This window comes from Solwaraspora sp. WMMA2101, from assembly GCF_049179175.1.
Taxonomy (GTDB): Bacteria; Actinomycetota; Actinomycetes; order Mycobacteriales; family Micromonosporaceae; genus Micromonospora_E.
The window spans coordinates 3,687,684-3,703,514 of the sequence record NZ_JBMHMA010000006.1; the positions used below are offsets into that span (position 1 = coordinate 3,687,684).

Sequence of the window (15,831 nt, forward strand, 5' to 3'; positions counted from 1 at the left end):
TCAGAACTGGAAGTAGAGGAACGGGCTGAAGTCGATCCAGAGCGCGCCCACGACCGCCACGCCGAGCAGCACCGGGGCGGTGACGGTGGCCACCCGCATGCGGAAGCCCTGGAACTGGCCGTGCACCAACTGGAAACCGGTCGTCGACCGGGGCGCGAAGAACGCGGCCACGCCCAGCAGGATCGCCGCGACGGTCAACGGGGTGAGCGTGACCAGCACCACCGGCGGTGGCGCGGCCAGCCCGCCGGTCACCATCGCGTTCCAGATCTGCCCGGTCTGGGTCATCGTCTGGGACCGGAACGGGACCCAGGCGGCGATGATGAACACGGCGGTCACCACTCGACGTAGCCAGGTCAGCCGGGTGCTGTCACGAACGCCGGTGATCCGTTCGACCAACAGACCGAGGCTGTGCAGCCCGCCCCAGACCAGGAACGGCCAGGTGGCGCCGTGCCACAGCGAGGTGAGCAGGAAGGTGATCAGCAGGGCCGCGTACTCCCGCCGGAGCCCGTGTCGACTGCCGCCGAGCGGGATGTAGACGTAGTCCCGGAACCACCGGGACAGCGTCATGTGCCAGCGCCGCCAGAAGTCCGCCGGCCCCAGCGCGGTGTACGGCGCCCGGAAGTTCTCCGGGAAGCGGAACCCGAACAACATGGCCAGCCCGATCGCCATGTCGGAGTATCCGCTGAAGTCGAAATAGATCTGGACGGTGTAGGCGACGGCGGCCAGCCATGCCGTCGGGGCGGACATGTCACCGCCTGCCGAACCGAAAGCGGCGTCCGCGACGATACCTGCGGAATCGGCGATGCACACTTTCTTCGCCAGACCCCAGGCGAATCGGGTGATCCCGTACACCGCCATTTCCAGGTGCACGTCGCGGCGGCTCTTCAGTTCGTCGACGATCTCCGCGTACCGGACGATCGGGCCGGCGATCTGGTGTGGAAAGAGGAAGAGGTAGAGCAGGTAGTCGCGTAGCGACCGTTCTGCCGGGATCGCGCCCCGGGCGGTGTCCACGACGTACGAGATGGCGTGGAAGGTGAAGAACGAGATACCCAGCGGCAGCGCCCAGGTGACCGGACCGACGCCGAACCGGTCGCTCCACCCGATCGAGTCCGCGAAGTCGGCCAGGGGTGGCAGATATTTGAAGAGGAAGAGTGGTACGAGAAGCAACGCGATCAGCGAAACGATCGCGGCCTTCGGCATTGCGGCCCGGCCCCCGGCGTCCTGCGCGGCCTGGGCCCGTCGCCCGGCCCGCCATCCGATCAACGCCCCGAAGAAGCTGATCAGCCCCACGTAGAGCAGGACGCCGATTTCACCGCCGGCACCCCAGAAGTAGAAGAGCATGCTCGCGGCCAGCAGCCACAGGTTGCGCAGTCGGGCCGGCGCGGCCAGGTAGCCGAGCAGGGTCAGCGGCAGGAACAGGAACAGGAAGGTAGGGGACGAGAAGGCCATTCTCGGACTTCCAGGTGAGTGGGGGGGGCGGGCAGTGGCGGTACGGGGTGGGTCTGAGGCGAAAGGGTGTGGGGAGAAACGCGTCATGCTAACGGCAACTCGCGGTCGCCCCGACGCCGACTCCCAGTCGAGTGCGGACAGTGAAGTCGTTGTGGCCGAAGGTGTTTGGTGGACGGTGTTCGGGGCGCAGCGGCCGGTCAGTCGTCGGCGAGTGCGTCCGGCAGCGGCGCGCTGTGCAGCACCACCAGCCGGGACACCGCGCGGGTCAACACGACGTACAGCCGGTGCAGGCCGCGTGGCTCGGCGGCGACGATCTGTGCGGGCTCGACGACGATCACGTGGTCGTACTCCAGGCCCTTGACGTCGGTGGCGGCGACCACGGTCACCCGTACCGCCGGGTCGGGGTCGTCGACGTCGGTGGTCGCGACGCCGGCGGCGGCCAGCGCGTCCCGCAGGCCGGCGGTCGTGTCCCGTGCGGCGATCACCCCGACCGAGCCGTCGTGCGTCAGGGCCGCGCGGACCTCGGCCACCGTGGCGGTCGCCAGGTCTGCGACGGTACGCACGGACAGCGAGCCGTCGCGCCGCAGTGACACGGCCGGGGGCACGTCCACCCCGAGCGCGGGCAGCAACCGGTTCGCCAGCGCCACCACCACCGCCGGCACCCGGAACCCGACCGACAGCGGCACCACCCGGGTCTGCGGGCGGCCCAGGTGGGTCAGGGCGTCGCGCCAGTCGGTGGCCGCCCACACGGCGGTGCCCTGCGCCAGGTCACCGAGCAGGGTGATCGAGCCGTGTTCGCTGCGCCGGGCGATCACCCGGCACTGCATCGGGGACAGGTCCTGTGCCTCGTCGACGATGACGTGGCCGAACCCGGCCGGCCGGTGCAGCAGCCCGGCGACCTCGTCGATGAGCACCAGATCGGCGTCGGTCCACCGCACACTGCCCAGCGAGCGGGCCGCCGGACGGATCAGCGCCGCCTGCTCGGCGTCGTCGAGCACCCCGGTCGCCGCGTCGGCCAGTCGGCGCGCGTCGGTGAGCAGCGCCGCCACCACCTGCGGTGCGGTCGGTGCGGGCCAGACCTGGTCCAGGAAGCCGCGTACCGGCGCGACCCGCGCCATCCGCCGCAGCCAGGCGTCGCTGGGCGACTCCGCCCGCCGGGTCTCGGCCTGGCGTTGCAGCAGCGCGACGACGCGGGCCAGCACCCGTTCCCGGCCGAGCAGGTACGGCGGATTCTCGGCGCGGACCGTGGCGACGACCCGGTGCAGGGCCTCGGCACCGATCCGCCAGCGGTACGAGCCGTCGGCGACGGTGATCGGCTCCTGCGGCTCGCCGAGGTACGCGGCGACGGCCCGGCGCAGCACCTCGGCCATCCGGGGGTCGTGTTTGAGCGCGGCGACGGCGGGGTCGTCCACGCCCCGGACCGGCACCGCGTCGATCAGGTCGGCGATCGTGCACTGGGCGACCTCGACCTCGCCGAGCGCGGGTAGCACGTTCGCGATGTACGCCAGGAAGGCCCGGTTCGGTCCGATGATCAGCACTCCGGCGCGGCGCAGCCGCTCCCGGTAGGCGTACAGCAGGTATGCGGCCCGGTGCAGGCCGACGGCGGTCTTGCCGGTGCCGGGCGCCCCCTGTACGCAGATCGAGGTGCCCAGGTCGGCGCGGACCAGCGCGTCCTGTTCGGGCTGGATGGTGGCGACGATGTCGCGCATCGGTCCGACCCGGGGCCGTTCGATCTCGGTGGTGAGGATGCGGGAGCTGGTGCCGAGCTCCTCGCCCCGGTCGAGGTGTTCGTCCTCGAAGCCGGTGATGTCGCCACCGACGTAGCCGAACCGGCGGCGGACCCGTACCTGCTGCGGGTCGGCGGCGCTGGCCTGGTAGAAGGCGCGGCTGACCGGTGCCCGCCAGTCCAGGACGAGTGGTTCGCCGGCGTCGTCGGCGACGTGCCGCCGGCCGATGTGGTGGCGGCCTGTGATCTGGTCCGTCGGTGCGGTGGCCTGGTCCGTCGGTGCGGTGGCGTCGTCGGCCGGGCCGAAGTCGAGGCGGCCGAAGAACAGCGGGGTGTGCGGGTCGTCGGCCAGTTCGGCGACCCGTCGGGACAGGTGCCGGCCGAGGGTCTCGGCGGTGTACGCGTCCCCGGCGACGGTGTCCCCGGCGGCGAAGAGGGTCTCCGCCCGCTGCCGCATCCGCTGCAGCGCGGCGCGGGACGCGGCCAGGTGGGCGCGTTCGGTGGCGAGTTCGGTGTCGAGATCTGGTACGGGCATGCGGACTCCAGCGCGGATCGTCGGCGTGCTCGCTCGCGTGTCCGGGTCGCCCGTCGGGGCCCCGGCGCGGTGACGTCCGTCAGCGGTGCCTGTTCACCATGGCCGTCAAGCGACCAGTGACACTACTCGCCGTCGTCGACGTCCTCCACCGATTTCGACCCGTACGCCGTCCGCCGGGTGTGGCGTCCGGACCGGCGCGGCGACCTCACAGGTCCAGGTGCAGCCGGATGGCGGCGTCGAGGTCCCGGAGCTGCTCCGGGGAGAGTGCACCGAGCCGGCGATGCACCCGGGCGACGTCGATGGAGCGGATCTGCTCGGCCTGGCATTTGGAGGCCACGGTCAGCCCGGTACCCGGATCCGGCGGCAGCAGGATCTGAAACGGGTAGACCCGGGAGGTGTTGCTGGTCACCGGCGCGACGGTGATGACGCCCCGGCCGCGCGACACCGCGCTGCGGTTGGCGGCGTCGTTGCTGACCACGACCGATGGTCGGCGCTTGGCCGCCTCCGCTCCGATGATGGGGTTGAGGTCGACCAGGACCACGTCGCCCCGTTTCACCGCAGCAGGTCTCCGGTCACGGCGTCCCAGACGTCGGCCTCACCGCTGGACACCCATTCGTCGTTCGCCGACTCGTACTCGGCGGCCAGGTCGCGCCGACGCAGCAACTGGACGGCCTCGTGCAGGACGGCGGAGCGCGTCTTGCCACGGTCGCGGGCATAGCGTTCCACGAAGGCGAGGTCGTCGTCGGGCAGACTCACACTGACCTTCATACCGCGATGCTACCGCGTTCCTACCTTCGTTGCTACCGTCTCGCGGGCGGCCACGGGGTTGTCCCGGCAAACGGCGACGAATATCCGGCCGGGTCGTCGGGTCGCCCCGGACTGCGTGGTACGCCACTCGCCGGCCGTGTACCCGCGCCGCCCGGCGGACCGCCCGATACGGTGGGGATCATGAGTCGTGGTGACGGGGGAGCGGGCGGCGAGCTGCGCCGGCCCCGGGTCGGGCACATCCAGTTCCTGAACTGCCTGCCCATCTACTGGGGGCTGATGCGCTCCGGCGCGCTGCTCGACGTCGACCTGCACAAGGACTCGCCGGAGCGGCTCAGCGCCGCGCTGGTCGCCGGTGACCTCGACATCGGTCCGATCTCGCTGGTCGAGTACCTGCGGCACGCCGACGAGCTGCTGTTGCTGCCGCAGATCGCGGTGGGCAGCGACGGCCCGGTGCTGTCGGTGAACGTCGTCGCCACCCGGCCACTGGAGGAGCTGTCGGGCCGGCCGGTCGCCCTCGGCTCCACCTCGCGTACCGGGGTGTTGCTGGCCCGGATGCTGCTGGCGCAGCGGTACGGGGTCACCCCGGAGTTCTTCACCTGCCCGCCCGACCTCACCCAGATGCTGCTGGAGGCGGACGCGGCGGTGCTGATCGGCGATGTCGCGCTGCGGGCGCACTACGAGGCCCCCGCCCGTGGTCTGACCGTCACCGACCTGGGGCAGGCCTGGCGGGACTGGACCGGTCTGCCGATGGTGTTCGCCGTCTGGGCGGTCCGCCGTGACTTCGCCGCTGCCCATCCTGGCCGGGTCAAGGAGGTCCACCAGGCCTTCCTACGCTCCCGTGACCTGTGCCTGGCCGAGCTCGACGACGTGGCGCAGGCAGCCGCCCGGTGGGAGCCGTTCGACGCGGCGACGCTGGCGTCGTACTTCCGGGTGTTGGATTTCTCCCTCGGCGACCGGCAGGTGGCCGGTCTGCGGGAGTTCGCCGGTCGGGCCGCCCGGCTCGGCGAGGCGCCGCCGCTACCCGCCGACGGCCCGGAGTTCTTCCTGGCCTGACGGCCGGCCCGCCCCTGCGCCGGTGCCCGTGCCGTCGACCTCGACGTCCGGCGGTGCCGCGGACTCCGCAGGTGTCGCTGCCTCCGCAGACGTCGCTGCCGCCGCGCGGAGCTGGGCGGTCACGTCCTGGCACACCTGGCCGCCGTAGCTGTAGTCGTGGCTGGTCGGGAAGCGGACCATCACGCCGATGCTCCAGCCGTCACCGATCGCCAGGCAGTTGACGTGCCACTGCCGTTCCTCGTCGCGGATCACCCAGCCGTTCTTGATGGCGATGTCGGCTGCCTCGGCGCCGTCGAAGGCCTGCAGTACGCCGAAGTCGCCGGGGCTGCGGACGGTACGCATCTGGGTCAGCAACCAGTCCGTCCAGGTCGCGCCGGCCGCCCGCCCGTCGGCGATGCAGGCGCCGAGCCGGGCGACGTCGCGGGGGGACAGCAGGGTGGTGCTCCACCGGTTCTCGGTGGAGCTGCTGTCGGTGAGTCCGCAGATGTCGATCATCCGGTCGATCGCCGCCGACCGGCCGATCTCCTGCCAGAGCTGCTCGGCCACCGCGTTGTCGCTGTCCCGGATCATGATCTCCAGTTGGTACATCCGGTAGTCGTCCGGCGTACGGCCGTCCTCGGCGGCCCGGCGCAGGTAGTCGGCACCGATCCAGGCCTTGATCAACGACGCGGTGGTGCTGGTCTCGGCCAGGTTGGCCGACCCGTGGATCTCCCCGGTGCGCTGGTCGAGCAGCGCCCACGACCACCAGCCGTCGACGTCGAGTTGTACGTCGGCCGGCGCCACCGCCAGCGGTGGCAGCGTCGGGCTGGCCTGCGGGGTGGGTGTGGGATCCGACTGCGGTACGCCGTCGTGCCACTGCCCGGCGGCGGGCTGCTCGGCGGCGCTGGCCAGCGGCGCGTCGGGGACGAACCGTAGAGCGGCGACCGTGACGGCGATCATCACCAGCACCCCGGCCAGCGCCAGCGGCACCGGCCAGCGGCGTCCGCCGAGGCGCCGGCCGGGTCGCCGGCCGTGGCGGGCGATACCGGTCGGTCGGGTGTGCGTGACCGGGATCCGGGGGTGTGGGACGTCACCGGCCCGGTCGGTGGGGTGTCGATCCGCCATGTCAGCTACGGGGTGCCGGCGTGGCGGCGGTGGCGGGAAGCTGGATCGACGCGCCGGCGTGCGGGGTGACCAGCTGCCGGGTGACGTCGCGGCAGAGGTTGGCACCGTAGTCGAGTCCGTACTCGCCGGGGTAGCGGGTCAGCACGGCGAGCACCCAGTCGTCGGTGACCGCGAGGCAGTTCAGGTGCCAGGAGGCATCGGCCCAGATCCGGGTCCAGCCGTTCTTGATCCCGACCTCGACTGAGTCGAGGAGGCTCTGTGGCAGCCCGTCGACGATCCCCCAACGGCCGCCGCCGGAGCGGGCCTGCTGGTCCGTCGCCGCGGTGCTGCCCCGGACCTGCGCCATCTCGTTCAGCACCCAGTCGGTCCATTTCGGCCCGGCGGCGGTGCCGTTGCGGACACACTCGCCCATCAGGACGGCGTCGCGGGCGGACATCTGGGTGTAGCTCCACCAGATGTTGCGTTCCCCCGGCGGGATCACCGCCCGGGTCTGCGCCAACCCGCACATCTTGATCATCCGGTCGAGCACGATGTCGCCGCCGGCGGCGTAGTAGAGCCGGTTGGTCGCGTCGTCGTCGCTGTCCCGGATGGCCAGCTCGGCCTGCGCCAGGTTGTCCGGGCTCGGCTCGGCCTCGCCCAGTTCGCGCAGGTAGTCGGAGACGATCCAGATTTTGATCATCGACTCGGTCGAGCTGGTCTCGGTGATGTTGTCCGAGCCGTTGATCTCGCCGCTGGCCCGGTCCAGCAGTGCCCAGGAGAGGAATCCGTCGACGGGGACGGAGACCGGTGCGGCCCGCAGCGTCGGTACGGCGGGCGGCTCAGGAGACTCGGGGGCGGTCGGCGTCGACTCGGTCAGCGCGGTCGCCGGCTGGTTGTCGGCGTTCGACGTCATGTCGCCCACCAGGCGGGCGGAGGCGGTGGGGATCATCAGGACTGCGCCGACCACCAGGGCTGCCAGCACGACAGTGACCGTCACGCGTGAAGTCATTGGGGGCTGCTCCGGGAGGTGAGCGTGGATGATTCTGCGTCGGATGTCCTGATCGACGGTGGGTGTCCGGCCTGGCGCGCTCGGTGTGGCCCGACGCGACACAGGGCAGTTTACGTCGGGAATCTCGATCGGCCAGTGGAGGGAGTTTCAAGTTCAGGTTAATTGCGGCGACAATGAACGTTTATGTCCAATTAGTTCCATAATAATGGCACAATAGGTGGATCGGAATCATGTCCGTGGTGAGTTGCCTCATGGGATCGCCGATGGTGCATCTCCCTGCCGTCCGATGCTGCCCGGAGTCTGGACTGTTTTGTTACAGGCCTTGGCGTACGGGTGGGTCAGTTGTAACACTGGACGGGTGGACGGCGATCACCCCCAGTCGATGCGTGAGACACCGGGCGGCATCCTCGGCGAAGTCGAGGCCGCCGAGGCGGAGCTGCGAGCGGCCGCAGCCCGGCACCGGGCCGGGCCGACTGCCGACCCGGGGCGGCATGACGACCCCGCCACGTACTTCACCGGGACCATCGAGGCGGACCAGAAGATCGAGCCGCGCGACTGGATGCCGGACGGCTACCGGCGCACCCTGATCCGGCAGATCGCCCAGCACGCGCACTCGGAGATCATCGGTATGCAGCCCGAAGGGAACTGGCTCAGCCGGGCCCCCAGCCTGCACCGCAAGGCGATCCTGCTGGCCAAGGTCCAGGACGAGGCGGGCCACGGCCTCTACCTCTACGCCGCCGCCGAAACCCTCGGGGTGACCCGCGAGGAACTTGTCGACCTACTGCTGTCCGGCCGCCAGAAATACAGCTCCATCTTCAACTACCCCACGCTGACCTGGGCCGACGTCGGTGCCATCGGCTGGCTGGTGGACGGCGCCGCGATCATCAACCAGGTGCCGCTGTGCCGCTGCTCGTACGGCCCGTACGCCCGCGCCATGATCCGCATCTGCAAGGAGGAGTCGTTCCACCAGCGTCAGGGGTACGAGATCCTGCACACCCTCGCCCACGGCACCCCTGGCCAGCGACAGATGGCCCAGGACGCCATCGACCGCTGGTGGTACCCGTCCCTGGCGATGTTCGGCCCACCCGACGCCGACTCCACCCACTCGGCCCAGTCGATGAGCTGGAAGATCAAGCGTTTCTCCAACGACGAGCTGCGGCAACGCTTCGTCGACATGTGCGTCCAGCAGATCGGGTCCCTCGGCCTGACTCTGCCGGATCCGCACCTGCGCTGGAACGAGCAGCGTCAGGCGTACGACTTCACCGCTCCCGACTACGCCGAACTGCACCGGGTGATCAGCGGCGACGGCCCCTGCAACCGGCAGCGGCTCGCCCACCGTCGGGCGGCACACGACGACGGCGGGTGGGTGCGCGCCGCCGCCCGGGCGTACGCCGACAAGCAGGCCGCCCGGTCCGCGACCGCGACCCGGTCCGCCGCCGCGACGGCCGGGGCGGGCGCCCGATGAGCGAGCAGGCCAACGCCACCACCCCCACCCCGCTGTGGGAGGTCTTCGTCCGCCCCCGGCGCGGTCTGGCCCACACCCACGTCGGCAGCCTGCACGCGCCCGACGCGGTGCTGGCCCTACGGCACGCCCGCGACCTCTACACCCGCCGCCAGGAAGGCGTCTCGATCTGGGTGGTGCCGGCCGAGGCGATCACCGCCTCCAGCCCGGACGAAAAGGACGCCTTCTTCGACCCGGCGGCCGACAAGGTCTACCGGCATCCGACCTTCTACGAGGTGCCGGACGGGGTGCGTCACCTGTGAGCGGCAGCACCCCGGTCGACCAGCTGCTCTGCTGGGCCGACGACGCGTTGATCACCGCCCAGCGGTTGACCTGGTGGTGCACCCGGGCTCCCGAGCTCGAAGAGGACGTCGCGCTCGCCAACGTCGCGCTCGACCAGCTCGGTGTGGCCCGGCTGCTGCTGACGTACGCCGCCGAGCAGCTGCCACCCGGTGCCGTGCCGGCCGCCCCGGCGGACGCCCCGATCACCGAGGACACCCTGGCGTATCTGCGTACCGACCAGGAGTTCCACAACTGCCTGCTGGTCGAACTGCCCGACGACGACTTCGCGGTCGCCATCGGCAAGCTGCTGTTCGTCGCCGCCTACCAGAGCCAGCTCCACGCCGTGCTGCGGTCCGGCCCCGACTCCCGGCTCGCGGCGATCGCCGGCAAGGCGGCGAAGGAATCGGCGTACCACTTCGACCACGCCCGGATCTGGACGCTGCGACTCGGCGACGGCACCGAGGAGTCGCACCGGCGGATGCAGCGTGCGGTCGACCAGCTGTGGCCGTACACGCACGAGCTGGTCGCCCCGCCGCCCGGCGGCGGGGTCGCCGACCTGCGCGAGAGCTGGCTCGGCATGGTCGGACCGGTCCTCGACGAGGCGACACTGCGCCGGCCCGACGACGGCTGGCGGCCCGACGGTGGCCGGCACGGCCGGCACACCGAGCACCTGTCCTACCTGCTGGCCGAGATGCAGGTGGTGCACCGGGCACATCCGGGAGCGCGGTGGTGAGCGCCACCGAGAGCGCTGCCCGGGCGGCGGCCGCCGCGGTGGTCGACCCGGAGATCCGCGTCCTCACCATCGACGACCTCGGCATCCTGCGCGGCGTCGAGCTCGACGCCGCCACCGGTGCGGTCCGGGTGACCATCACCCCGACCTACACCGGATGCCCGGCGATGGAGCTGATCCGCAGTGAGATCCGGGCGGCACTGGCCCGCGCCGGCTTCGCCGAGGCGACGGTCGTCACCGTGCTGGCCCCGGCCTGGAGTACCGACTGGATCTCCGCCGCCGGCCGGGAGAAACTCGCCGCCGCCGGGATCGCCCCACCGCATCCGGTGACCACCGGGCCGGTGCCCGTGCCGTTGACCGTGCGCTGCCCCGCCTGCGGGTCGCCACGGACCGAGCAACTCAGCCGGTTCGGCGCGACCGCCTGCAAGTCGCTGTGGCGGTGCCAGGCCTGCGCCGAACCGTTCGAGCAGATCAAGGCCCTGTGATGGCGGGCGAGGGGGGGTGCCGCGATGGCGGTGACGATCAGCCGGCCGGTGCGGCGGCGGCCGGTGTTCCACCCGCTGCCGGTCTTCGCCGTCGACCGGCTCACCGACGACGCGGTCGCGGTCACCTTCGCCGTACCGTCGGCGGTCCGCGAGACGTTCCGGTTCGCCGCCGGGCAGCATCTGACCGTACGGCTGGTCGACCCGGCCGGCGGCCCCGACGTGCGCCGCTCGTACTCGATCTGCTCCACCCCGGCGGAGCTCGACGACCACGGCCGGCTGCGGATCGGCGTGCGGCAGGTGCCCGGCGGCGCATTTTCCGGGTACGCGGTGCGTCAGCTCACCGTCGGGGCGACCGTGGACGTGCTGCCGCCGCTCGGGAACTTCACCACCGGGTTCGCCCCGCAGCGCAGCCGGCACTACGGCATGCTGGCCGGCGGCTCCGGCATCACCCCGGTGCTGTCGCTGCTCGCCACCGGACTGGCCACCGAGCCGGCCAGCCGGTTCACCCTGATCTTCGGCAACCGGTCGGCGCACACCGTCATGTTCGCCGACGAGATCGCCGACCTGAAGGACCGGTACCCGACGCGGCTGCAGGTGGTGCACGTGCTCTCCCGGGAGGTCACCGGCGCGCAGCTGTTGTCCGGGCGGATCGACGCCGCCCGCTTCGGCCAGCTGTTGGACACCCTGGTGCCGGGTGACCGGATCGACGAATGGTTCCTCTGCGGACCGTACGGTCTGGTGACTGCGGCCCAGCAGGTGCTCGGCGACCGGGGTGTGCCGGCCGGGGCGGTGCACAGCGAGCTGTTCCACGCCGGCGACGCGCCGACCGTCGCCACGCCGGCCGAGCCGGTACCGGCCGCTGCCGAGGCGACCGGCGCGGAGGCGACCGGCGCGGAGGTGACCGTGCTGCTCGACGGACGGGCCTCGACGGTGCGGATGCAGCCGGGGGAGCGGGTGCTCGACGCGGCGCTGCGGGTCCGCTCCGAGCTGCCGTACGCCTGCCGGGGCGGGGTCTGCTCCACCTGTCGCGCGAAGGTGGTCGACGGCGCGGTCACGATGGTCCGCAACTACGCCCTGGAGCCCGACGAGCTGGCCGCCGGCTACGTGCTGACCTGTCAGTCCAGCCCGACCACCGACCGGCTCACCGTCGACTACGACGCCTGACGGCGCAGCTCGACGCGGGAGTTCACCGGTCCAGGTCGTGCAGCAGTCGTCGGGCCTGGGCGTGTGCGGTGATCCGGACGATCCGCAGGTGACTCCAGCGCGGGTCGGTCAGCGCGGCCTGGTAGCGGCTGCGGTAGTGCGGGTACTGCTGCCACGCCCAGACGACGATCGAGTGTTCCGGGTCGCGGCTGAGCAGGTTGGTCCAGCGTTCCCGGTTGCCGTTCCACAGCTCGACCCGACTCCACGCCCGGTGCACGGTGCGCCACACGATCTGGCGCATCACCTGCCAGCGGGGCAGGTCGTACCAGATCACCGTGTCTGCGCGCTGCCAGATCGTCTCCTGCACCGACGAGTAGTTGCCGTCGGCGACCCAGCCGTCGCCGGCGGTCGCGTCGGCCACCGCGGCCCGGAACTCCTCGGGCGGCGTCGGCTGCCAGTCCGGCTGATGGAACAGCGCGTCCAGCTCGACGTGCGGTACGCCGAGCCGGGCCGCCAACGCTGTGGCCAGGGTGGACTTCCCCGACCCTGGCACCCCGACCACCGACACCCGCCGCACGACCGATCAGGCTAGCGGCGGGCCGCCAACTCGGCATCCGGATTCGGCACCTGTTCGACGTCGCCGGCCCGCTGGCCGGGGACCGGGGCTGCCGACAGGGCGACCTCGACGGTGCCACGGGTGCCCCAGCCGGTCTTCCAACAGGTGGCCACGCCGTACCAGCGGGTGGCGCGCAGCACCAGCATCGCCCAGGCCACCGCGATCGGCGCGAGCGCCCAGGTGCCCCACTGGTACGCCGTCGACTGGTCGGACCGGCGGATCGTCAGGTACCGCAGGCACTGCGCGTACCCGATGACGATCGGGACGCTGACCAGCCAGGGCAGGGCGGCCAGCGACGGCTCCCGGATCGGGATCACCACCGCAACGGTCACGAACAGCGTGGTGGACAGCAGCGTCGTCGCCCACCGGATCAGGTGCAGCCAGTAGGCCCACGAACGCAGCGGCAGGTACCGCATCCGCCACAGCGACCGGATGAACGAGCCCCGCATCCAGCGGACGAACATTCGCAGGAAATGGCCGGCCTTCTCGGGCATCAGCGCGAAGGCGAACGCCGAGGGCTGCTGGACGGTCCGACCCGCCAACATGGCGAACAGGGTCAGCATCGAGTCGTCACTGAACGGCACCCGCCGCCCGGCGAAGGTCTCGTTGAGGTAGCTGTCCAGGTTGTCGCGGATCACCCGGCCGCGGTAGACCGCGATCGGTCCGGAGTTGACCCAGACGGCGTTGAGGACGGAGAGGCTGGACCGGTCGGTCAGCTGCCCGGTGACGAACCACAGGTCGGTGAAGCGGGTCAGCAACGACGACCGGACGTTGGCGGCCATCACGATCCCCGCGACCGACTGCACCGCCGGGTCGGCCAGTGGCGCGAGCAGCTCGCCGAGGGCGTGCGGATCGCTGATCGTGTCCGAGTCGACGGTCCAGTAGACGTCGGCGTCGGGTGCGGAGACGACGGCGGCGGCCTGGGCGTGGCGTTTGCCCGCGTTGTCCTGGCGTCGCCACACCGGCCGGATCCCGGCCTGGGTGGCGGCCGGCCCGAACCAGTCCCGGATCTCGGCGTAGGCGTCCGCACCGGTGGTGGAGCCGTCGTCGACGACGACGATCGTCCGGGGCCGTCGGCGTTGCCCGATCATCGATTCCAGGCAGGCGCGCAGCGCCGTCGGGTCCTCGTTGTACACCGGGACGAGGGCCGCCACGTCGAGCGCGTCGAGGGCCCGCCGCCCGGCGCGGCCGACCCGGTACGGCTGATTGAGGTAGGCGAACCCCAACTGCCACACCAGCAGGCCGTACATGAGCACGTAGATCGCGGTGAAACGGTGCCCGGAACCGTGGGTGAGCAGGCCGAACGCGGCGAGCGCGTGATGGGCGGCCCACACCGCCACCGCTGCCAGCAGGGCAGCGGCGGCGGCGTAGGTGCGCCCCGGTACGAGGGTCGCGGTCACCGGTTCGACGCGGGGCGACCCGGACGGAAGGACAGCCGGACGAGCAACGCACCAATGACGATCATGGTGACTGCGGCGGTGACCAGGGCCGCCGGCAGCGGAAGGCTCAACTGGCCGATACCGCCAATTCCGCCGATGGTGACCGCGGCGCTGGTGCCGGTGCGCGGCAGGGAAGCAGCAGACATCGATTGTCTCCTTGGAGATGAGCGGGTGAGATGGGGGAATCCGGGCAGCATGATCCGTCGCACCCGGCGGCATTCGACGTCGTGGTGCGAAACAATTTCACGCGGATCGTGGAACCCGCGACAGTTTCTAACTGTCGCGGTGTCGGCTGAATCGAGATAGGCGGATCTGTATCAGCTCCATCGACATCGGGGGCGCTGCCGGACGACCGGGCACCGGCGGGCGAGCCGGTCCCGGAGTCGCGGCCCAGCGTAGTTGCGGTGTCCCGGTCGCGCCAGAGTTGGTCACGCTCATTTGCAAAATATGGTGGACGTGAATTCCTCTACGATTTACTGCGCTTGCCTTTCGGAGTCCGACTGCCTTGTCGTGCCGCCTTACCGTGTTTCCCGGTCGGCGTGGTCGGCGTGGTCGGCGTGGTCGGTCTGGTCGGCAGTCGCCGTGGCACCCTGCACGTCCCGATGGATCAGACCCTGTGCGGCCAACGCGACCGTCGCCGCCGCCAGCGGCAGGGCCGGAAGCGCGTAGCGCGGCTCGTACATGCCGATCGCCACGGTGAACACGGCCAGACCCGGCCCGGCGAGCACCAGCAGGACCGTGTCGAGCCGGATCCAGCCGGCTACCCGGCGGCCGGCGACCAGCGCGGCGATGGTCAACAGCACCGCCAGCGACAGCACCACCGGGATGCCCCGGGTCCAGGTGCCGTACCAGTGCAGGGCGCGGCTGAGCGTGGTGGCCGGGGGTGCCACCGCCGGCTCGGCGACCTGGGGATGGTAGGCGGCGGAGGCCTGGGCGGGCGGGCAGTGGTCCTCGACGCGGACCTCGGCGGAGCGGAACCGCGCCGGCGGCACCAGGCGCTGCCGCAGGCAGTCGTTCATCGGTCCGAGGTACAGGCCCGGCACGAAGTGCGCGGCGCTCTCCTTGCCGACGGTCGCCAGGTAGTCACCGGGCTGCTGACGGATCACCGACCGGGAGAAGCTGGTCAGCACCCGGGTGCCCTCGTCGGTGTAGACCCAGTTGCCGAGCCGGTCGGGCCGCCGCCAGAAGAACGCGTCGGCGCGGTCCCACCGCTGCCCGAGCTGCTGGTCGGGGCAGGCGATGCGTTCCTCGTCGGTCAGCTCGATCCGGTCGCAGTCGGCGATCATCGCGGCGCGGCCGTACAGGGCGGTGCCGCTCTGCGCGCCGTACACGCTCTGCCGGTCACCAACCCAGACCATGACCAGGACGTACGGCACGGCGAAGGCGACCAGGTAGCCGACCACCGGACGCCAGCCGACCCGCCGGACGACCAGATAGATCGCCAGTAGCAGGGCGACCGGCAGGGCGGTGGGTTTGGTCACCCAGGCGAGGGCGATCAGGCCGCCGGAGACGATCGCGGCGACCAGGCCCGGCCGGGGCGACCAGAGCAGCGCGCCGACGGCAGTGGCGAACAACACCATGAAGAGCAGGTCGGGCAGCAGGTAGTGGCCCATGGTGAGGACAAGGGAGTCGAAGATCACCGGTACGGCGGCCAGCGTGGCCAGCCACTGGGCGACTCCCCGGTGCAGCAGCAGGGCGTACAGGCCGACCGCGAGCAGCAGGCTGAGCAGGTGCTGGACACCGGCGACGGCGGCCAGGGTGCGGGTCGGCTCCAACGCGGCCAGCAGCAGGACGTAGCCGAGCGGCCGGTTCGGGTGCGGCTCCAGCGGCTGGTCGAGCATCAACAGGTAGGCACCGCTGTCGCCATGGAACCAGAAGGCCGGCTGGTACGCCATCAGGTAGGCGACCCGCAGCGCGACGCCGGCGGCGAGCAGGATCACGATGGGCAGGTGCCGACGGAGCAGGGTCATCCGGTGGCTCTGCCTCTCCTGCACCCGGGCAGTACGCTTCAT

At 71.3% G+C, this 15,831-nt stretch carries 16 protein-coding genes; 6 read left to right on the forward strand and 10 right to left on the reverse strand.

Annotated features, from left to right (window positions below; translation table 11 throughout):
* From ACN28F_RS17680 to ACN28F_RS17695, 4 genes are all read right to left on the reverse strand, one after another.
* A complete protein-coding gene (locus tag ACN28F_RS17680; RefSeq protein WP_289209033.1) occupies positions 1-1,449 on the reverse strand; it encodes an MBOAT family O-acyltransferase in 1,449 nt (482 codons plus the stop codon).
* 197 nt (positions 1,450-1,646) lie between these two features.
* Positions 1,647-3,710 (reverse strand): HelD family protein, encoded by a 2,064-nt coding sequence (locus tag ACN28F_RS17685; protein ID WP_421358731.1) that lies wholly within the window; start codon positions 3,708-3,710, stop codon positions 1,647-1,649.
* 205 nt (positions 3,711-3,915) lie between these two features.
* Positions 3,916-4,266 (reverse strand): type II toxin-antitoxin system PemK/MazF family toxin, encoded by a 351-nt coding sequence (locus ACN28F_RS17690; RefSeq protein WP_289209035.1) that lies wholly within the window; start codon positions 4,264-4,266, stop codon positions 3,916-3,918.
* Positions 4,263-4,478 (reverse strand): ribbon-helix-helix protein, CopG family, encoded by a 216-nt coding sequence (locus ACN28F_RS17695; protein ID WP_421358734.1) that lies wholly within the window; start codon positions 4,476-4,478, stop codon positions 4,263-4,265. Before ACN28F_RS17695 ends, ACN28F_RS17690 begins: the two co-directional genes overlap by 4 nt.
* Before the next feature lie 180 nt (positions 4,479-4,658).
* On the opposite strand from ACN28F_RS17695, the gene ACN28F_RS17700 reads away from it, so the two are divergent.
* Positions 4,659-5,531: a menaquinone biosynthetic enzyme MqnA/MqnD family protein gene (locus ACN28F_RS17700; protein ID WP_289209037.1), complete on the forward strand. Its 873-nt coding sequence runs from the start codon at positions 4,659-4,661 to the stop codon at positions 5,529-5,531.
* On the opposite strand, the gene ACN28F_RS17705 is transcribed toward ACN28F_RS17700, so the two are convergent.
* A complete protein-coding gene (locus tag ACN28F_RS17705) occupies positions 5,496-6,470 on the reverse strand; it encodes a hypothetical protein (protein WP_421361434.1) in 975 nt (324 codons plus the stop codon). The genes ACN28F_RS17700 and ACN28F_RS17705 overlap by 36 nt on opposite strands.
* A 166-nt stretch (positions 6,471-6,636) precedes the next feature.
* Positions 6,637-7,623 carry a hypothetical protein gene (locus tag ACN28F_RS17710; protein ID WP_289209038.1) on the reverse strand — a complete coding sequence of 329 codons (987 nt, stop codon included), beginning with the start codon at positions 7,621-7,623 and terminating at the stop codon, positions 6,637-6,639.
* Between the two features lie 382 nt (positions 7,624-8,005).
* On the opposite strand from ACN28F_RS17710, the gene paaA reads away from it, so the two are divergent.
* The 5 genes from paaA to paaE are packed head-to-tail and all read left to right on the forward strand — an operon-like array spanning position 8,006 to position 11,785.
* Positions 8,006-9,088 (forward strand): 1,2-phenylacetyl-CoA epoxidase subunit PaaA, encoded by a 1,083-nt coding sequence (gene paaA / locus ACN28F_RS17715; RefSeq protein ID WP_289209039.1) that lies wholly within the window; start codon positions 8,006-8,008, stop codon positions 9,086-9,088.
* Complete coding sequence (paaB, locus tag ACN28F_RS17720; protein ID WP_289209040.1) at positions 9,085-9,387, forward strand: 1,2-phenylacetyl-CoA epoxidase subunit PaaB; 303 nt, start codon at positions 9,085-9,087, stop codon at positions 9,385-9,387. The genes paaA and paaB overlap by 4 nt, the downstream gene beginning before the upstream one ends.
* Positions 9,384-10,139, forward strand: coding sequence for a 1,2-phenylacetyl-CoA epoxidase subunit PaaC (gene paaC / locus ACN28F_RS17725; protein WP_421358737.1), 756 nt, complete (start codon positions 9,384-9,386; stop codon positions 10,137-10,139). The genes paaB and paaC overlap by 4 nt, the downstream gene beginning before the upstream one ends.
* The gene (paaD, locus tag ACN28F_RS17730; RefSeq protein WP_421358739.1) at positions 10,136-10,621 is read left to right on the forward strand and encodes a 1,2-phenylacetyl-CoA epoxidase subunit PaaD; all 486 of its coding nucleotides are present in this window, start codon (positions 10,136-10,138) and stop codon (positions 10,619-10,621) included. The genes paaC and paaD overlap by 4 nt, the downstream gene beginning before the upstream one ends.
* 24 nt (positions 10,622-10,645) lie before the next feature.
* Positions 10,646-11,785 carry a 1,2-phenylacetyl-CoA epoxidase subunit PaaE gene (paaE, locus tag ACN28F_RS17735; protein WP_289209043.1) on the forward strand — a complete coding sequence of 380 codons (1,140 nt, stop codon included), beginning with the start codon at positions 10,646-10,648 and terminating at the stop codon, positions 11,783-11,785.
* Between the two features lie 22 nt (positions 11,786-11,807).
* On the opposite strand, the gene ACN28F_RS17740 is transcribed toward paaE, so the two are convergent.
* From ACN28F_RS17740 to ACN28F_RS17755, 4 genes are all read right to left on the reverse strand, one after another.
* A complete protein-coding gene (locus ACN28F_RS17740) occupies positions 11,808-12,341 on the reverse strand; it encodes an AAA family ATPase (RefSeq protein ID WP_289209044.1) in 534 nt (177 codons plus the stop codon).
* An 11-nt stretch (positions 12,342-12,352) separates the two neighbouring features.
* Complete coding sequence (locus ACN28F_RS17745; RefSeq protein ID WP_289209045.1) at positions 12,353-13,780, reverse strand: glycosyltransferase; 1,428 nt, start codon at positions 13,778-13,780, stop codon at positions 12,353-12,355.
* Positions 13,777-13,965: a hypothetical protein gene (locus ACN28F_RS17750; protein ID WP_282224288.1), complete on the reverse strand. Its 189-nt coding sequence runs from the start codon at positions 13,963-13,965 to the stop codon at positions 13,777-13,779. The genes ACN28F_RS17745 and ACN28F_RS17750 overlap by 4 nt, the downstream gene beginning before the upstream one ends.
* A gap of 372 nt (positions 13,966-14,337) precedes the next feature.
* The gene (locus ACN28F_RS17755) at positions 14,338-15,831 is read right to left on the reverse strand and encodes a hypothetical protein (RefSeq protein ID WP_421358742.1); all 1,494 of its coding nucleotides are present in this window, start codon (positions 15,829-15,831) and stop codon (positions 14,338-14,340) included.

Excerpts from the sequence above, each read along its gene's own strand:
- ACN28F_RS17750 (WP_282224288.1), bottom strand. The coding sequence starts at position 13,965 with ATGTCTGCTGCTTCCCTGCCGCGCACCGGCACCAGCGCCGCGGTCACC.
- ACN28F_RS17755 (WP_421358742.1), bottom strand. The coding sequence starts at position 15,831 with ATGAAGCGTACTGCCCGGGTGCAGGAGAGGCAGAGCCACCGGATGACC.
- paaB (WP_289209040.1), top strand. The coding sequence starts at position 9,085 with ATGAGCGAGCAGGCCAACGCCACCACCCCCACCCCGCTGTGGGAGGTC.
- ACN28F_RS17705 (WP_421361434.1), bottom strand. The coding sequence starts at position 6,470 with ATGATCGCCGTCACGGTCGCCGCTCTACGGTTCGTCCCCGACGCGCCG.
- paaE (WP_289209043.1), top strand. The coding sequence starts at position 10,646 with ATGGCGGTGACGATCAGCCGGCCGGTGCGGCGGCGGCCGGTGTTCCAC.
- ACN28F_RS17685 (WP_421358731.1), bottom strand. The coding sequence starts at position 3,710 with ATGCCCGTACCAGATCTCGACACCGAACTCGCCACCGAACGCGCCCAC.
- ACN28F_RS17710 (WP_289209038.1), bottom strand. The coding sequence starts at position 7,623 with ATGACTTCACGCGTGACGGTCACTGTCGTGCTGGCAGCCCTGGTGGTC.
- ACN28F_RS17680 (WP_289209033.1), bottom strand. The coding sequence starts at position 1,449 with ATGGCCTTCTCGTCCCCTACCTTCCTGTTCCTGTTCCTGCCGCTGACC.
- ACN28F_RS17700 (WP_289209037.1), top strand. The coding sequence starts at position 4,659 with ATGAGTCGTGGTGACGGGGGAGCGGGCGGCGAGCTGCGCCGGCCCCGG.
- paaA (WP_289209039.1), top strand. The coding sequence starts at position 8,006 with ATGCGTGAGACACCGGGCGGCATCCTCGGCGAAGTCGAGGCCGCCGAG.
- ACN28F_RS17695 (WP_421358734.1), bottom strand. The coding sequence starts at position 4,478 with ATGAAGGTCAGTGTGAGTCTGCCCGACGACGACCTCGCCTTCGTGGAA.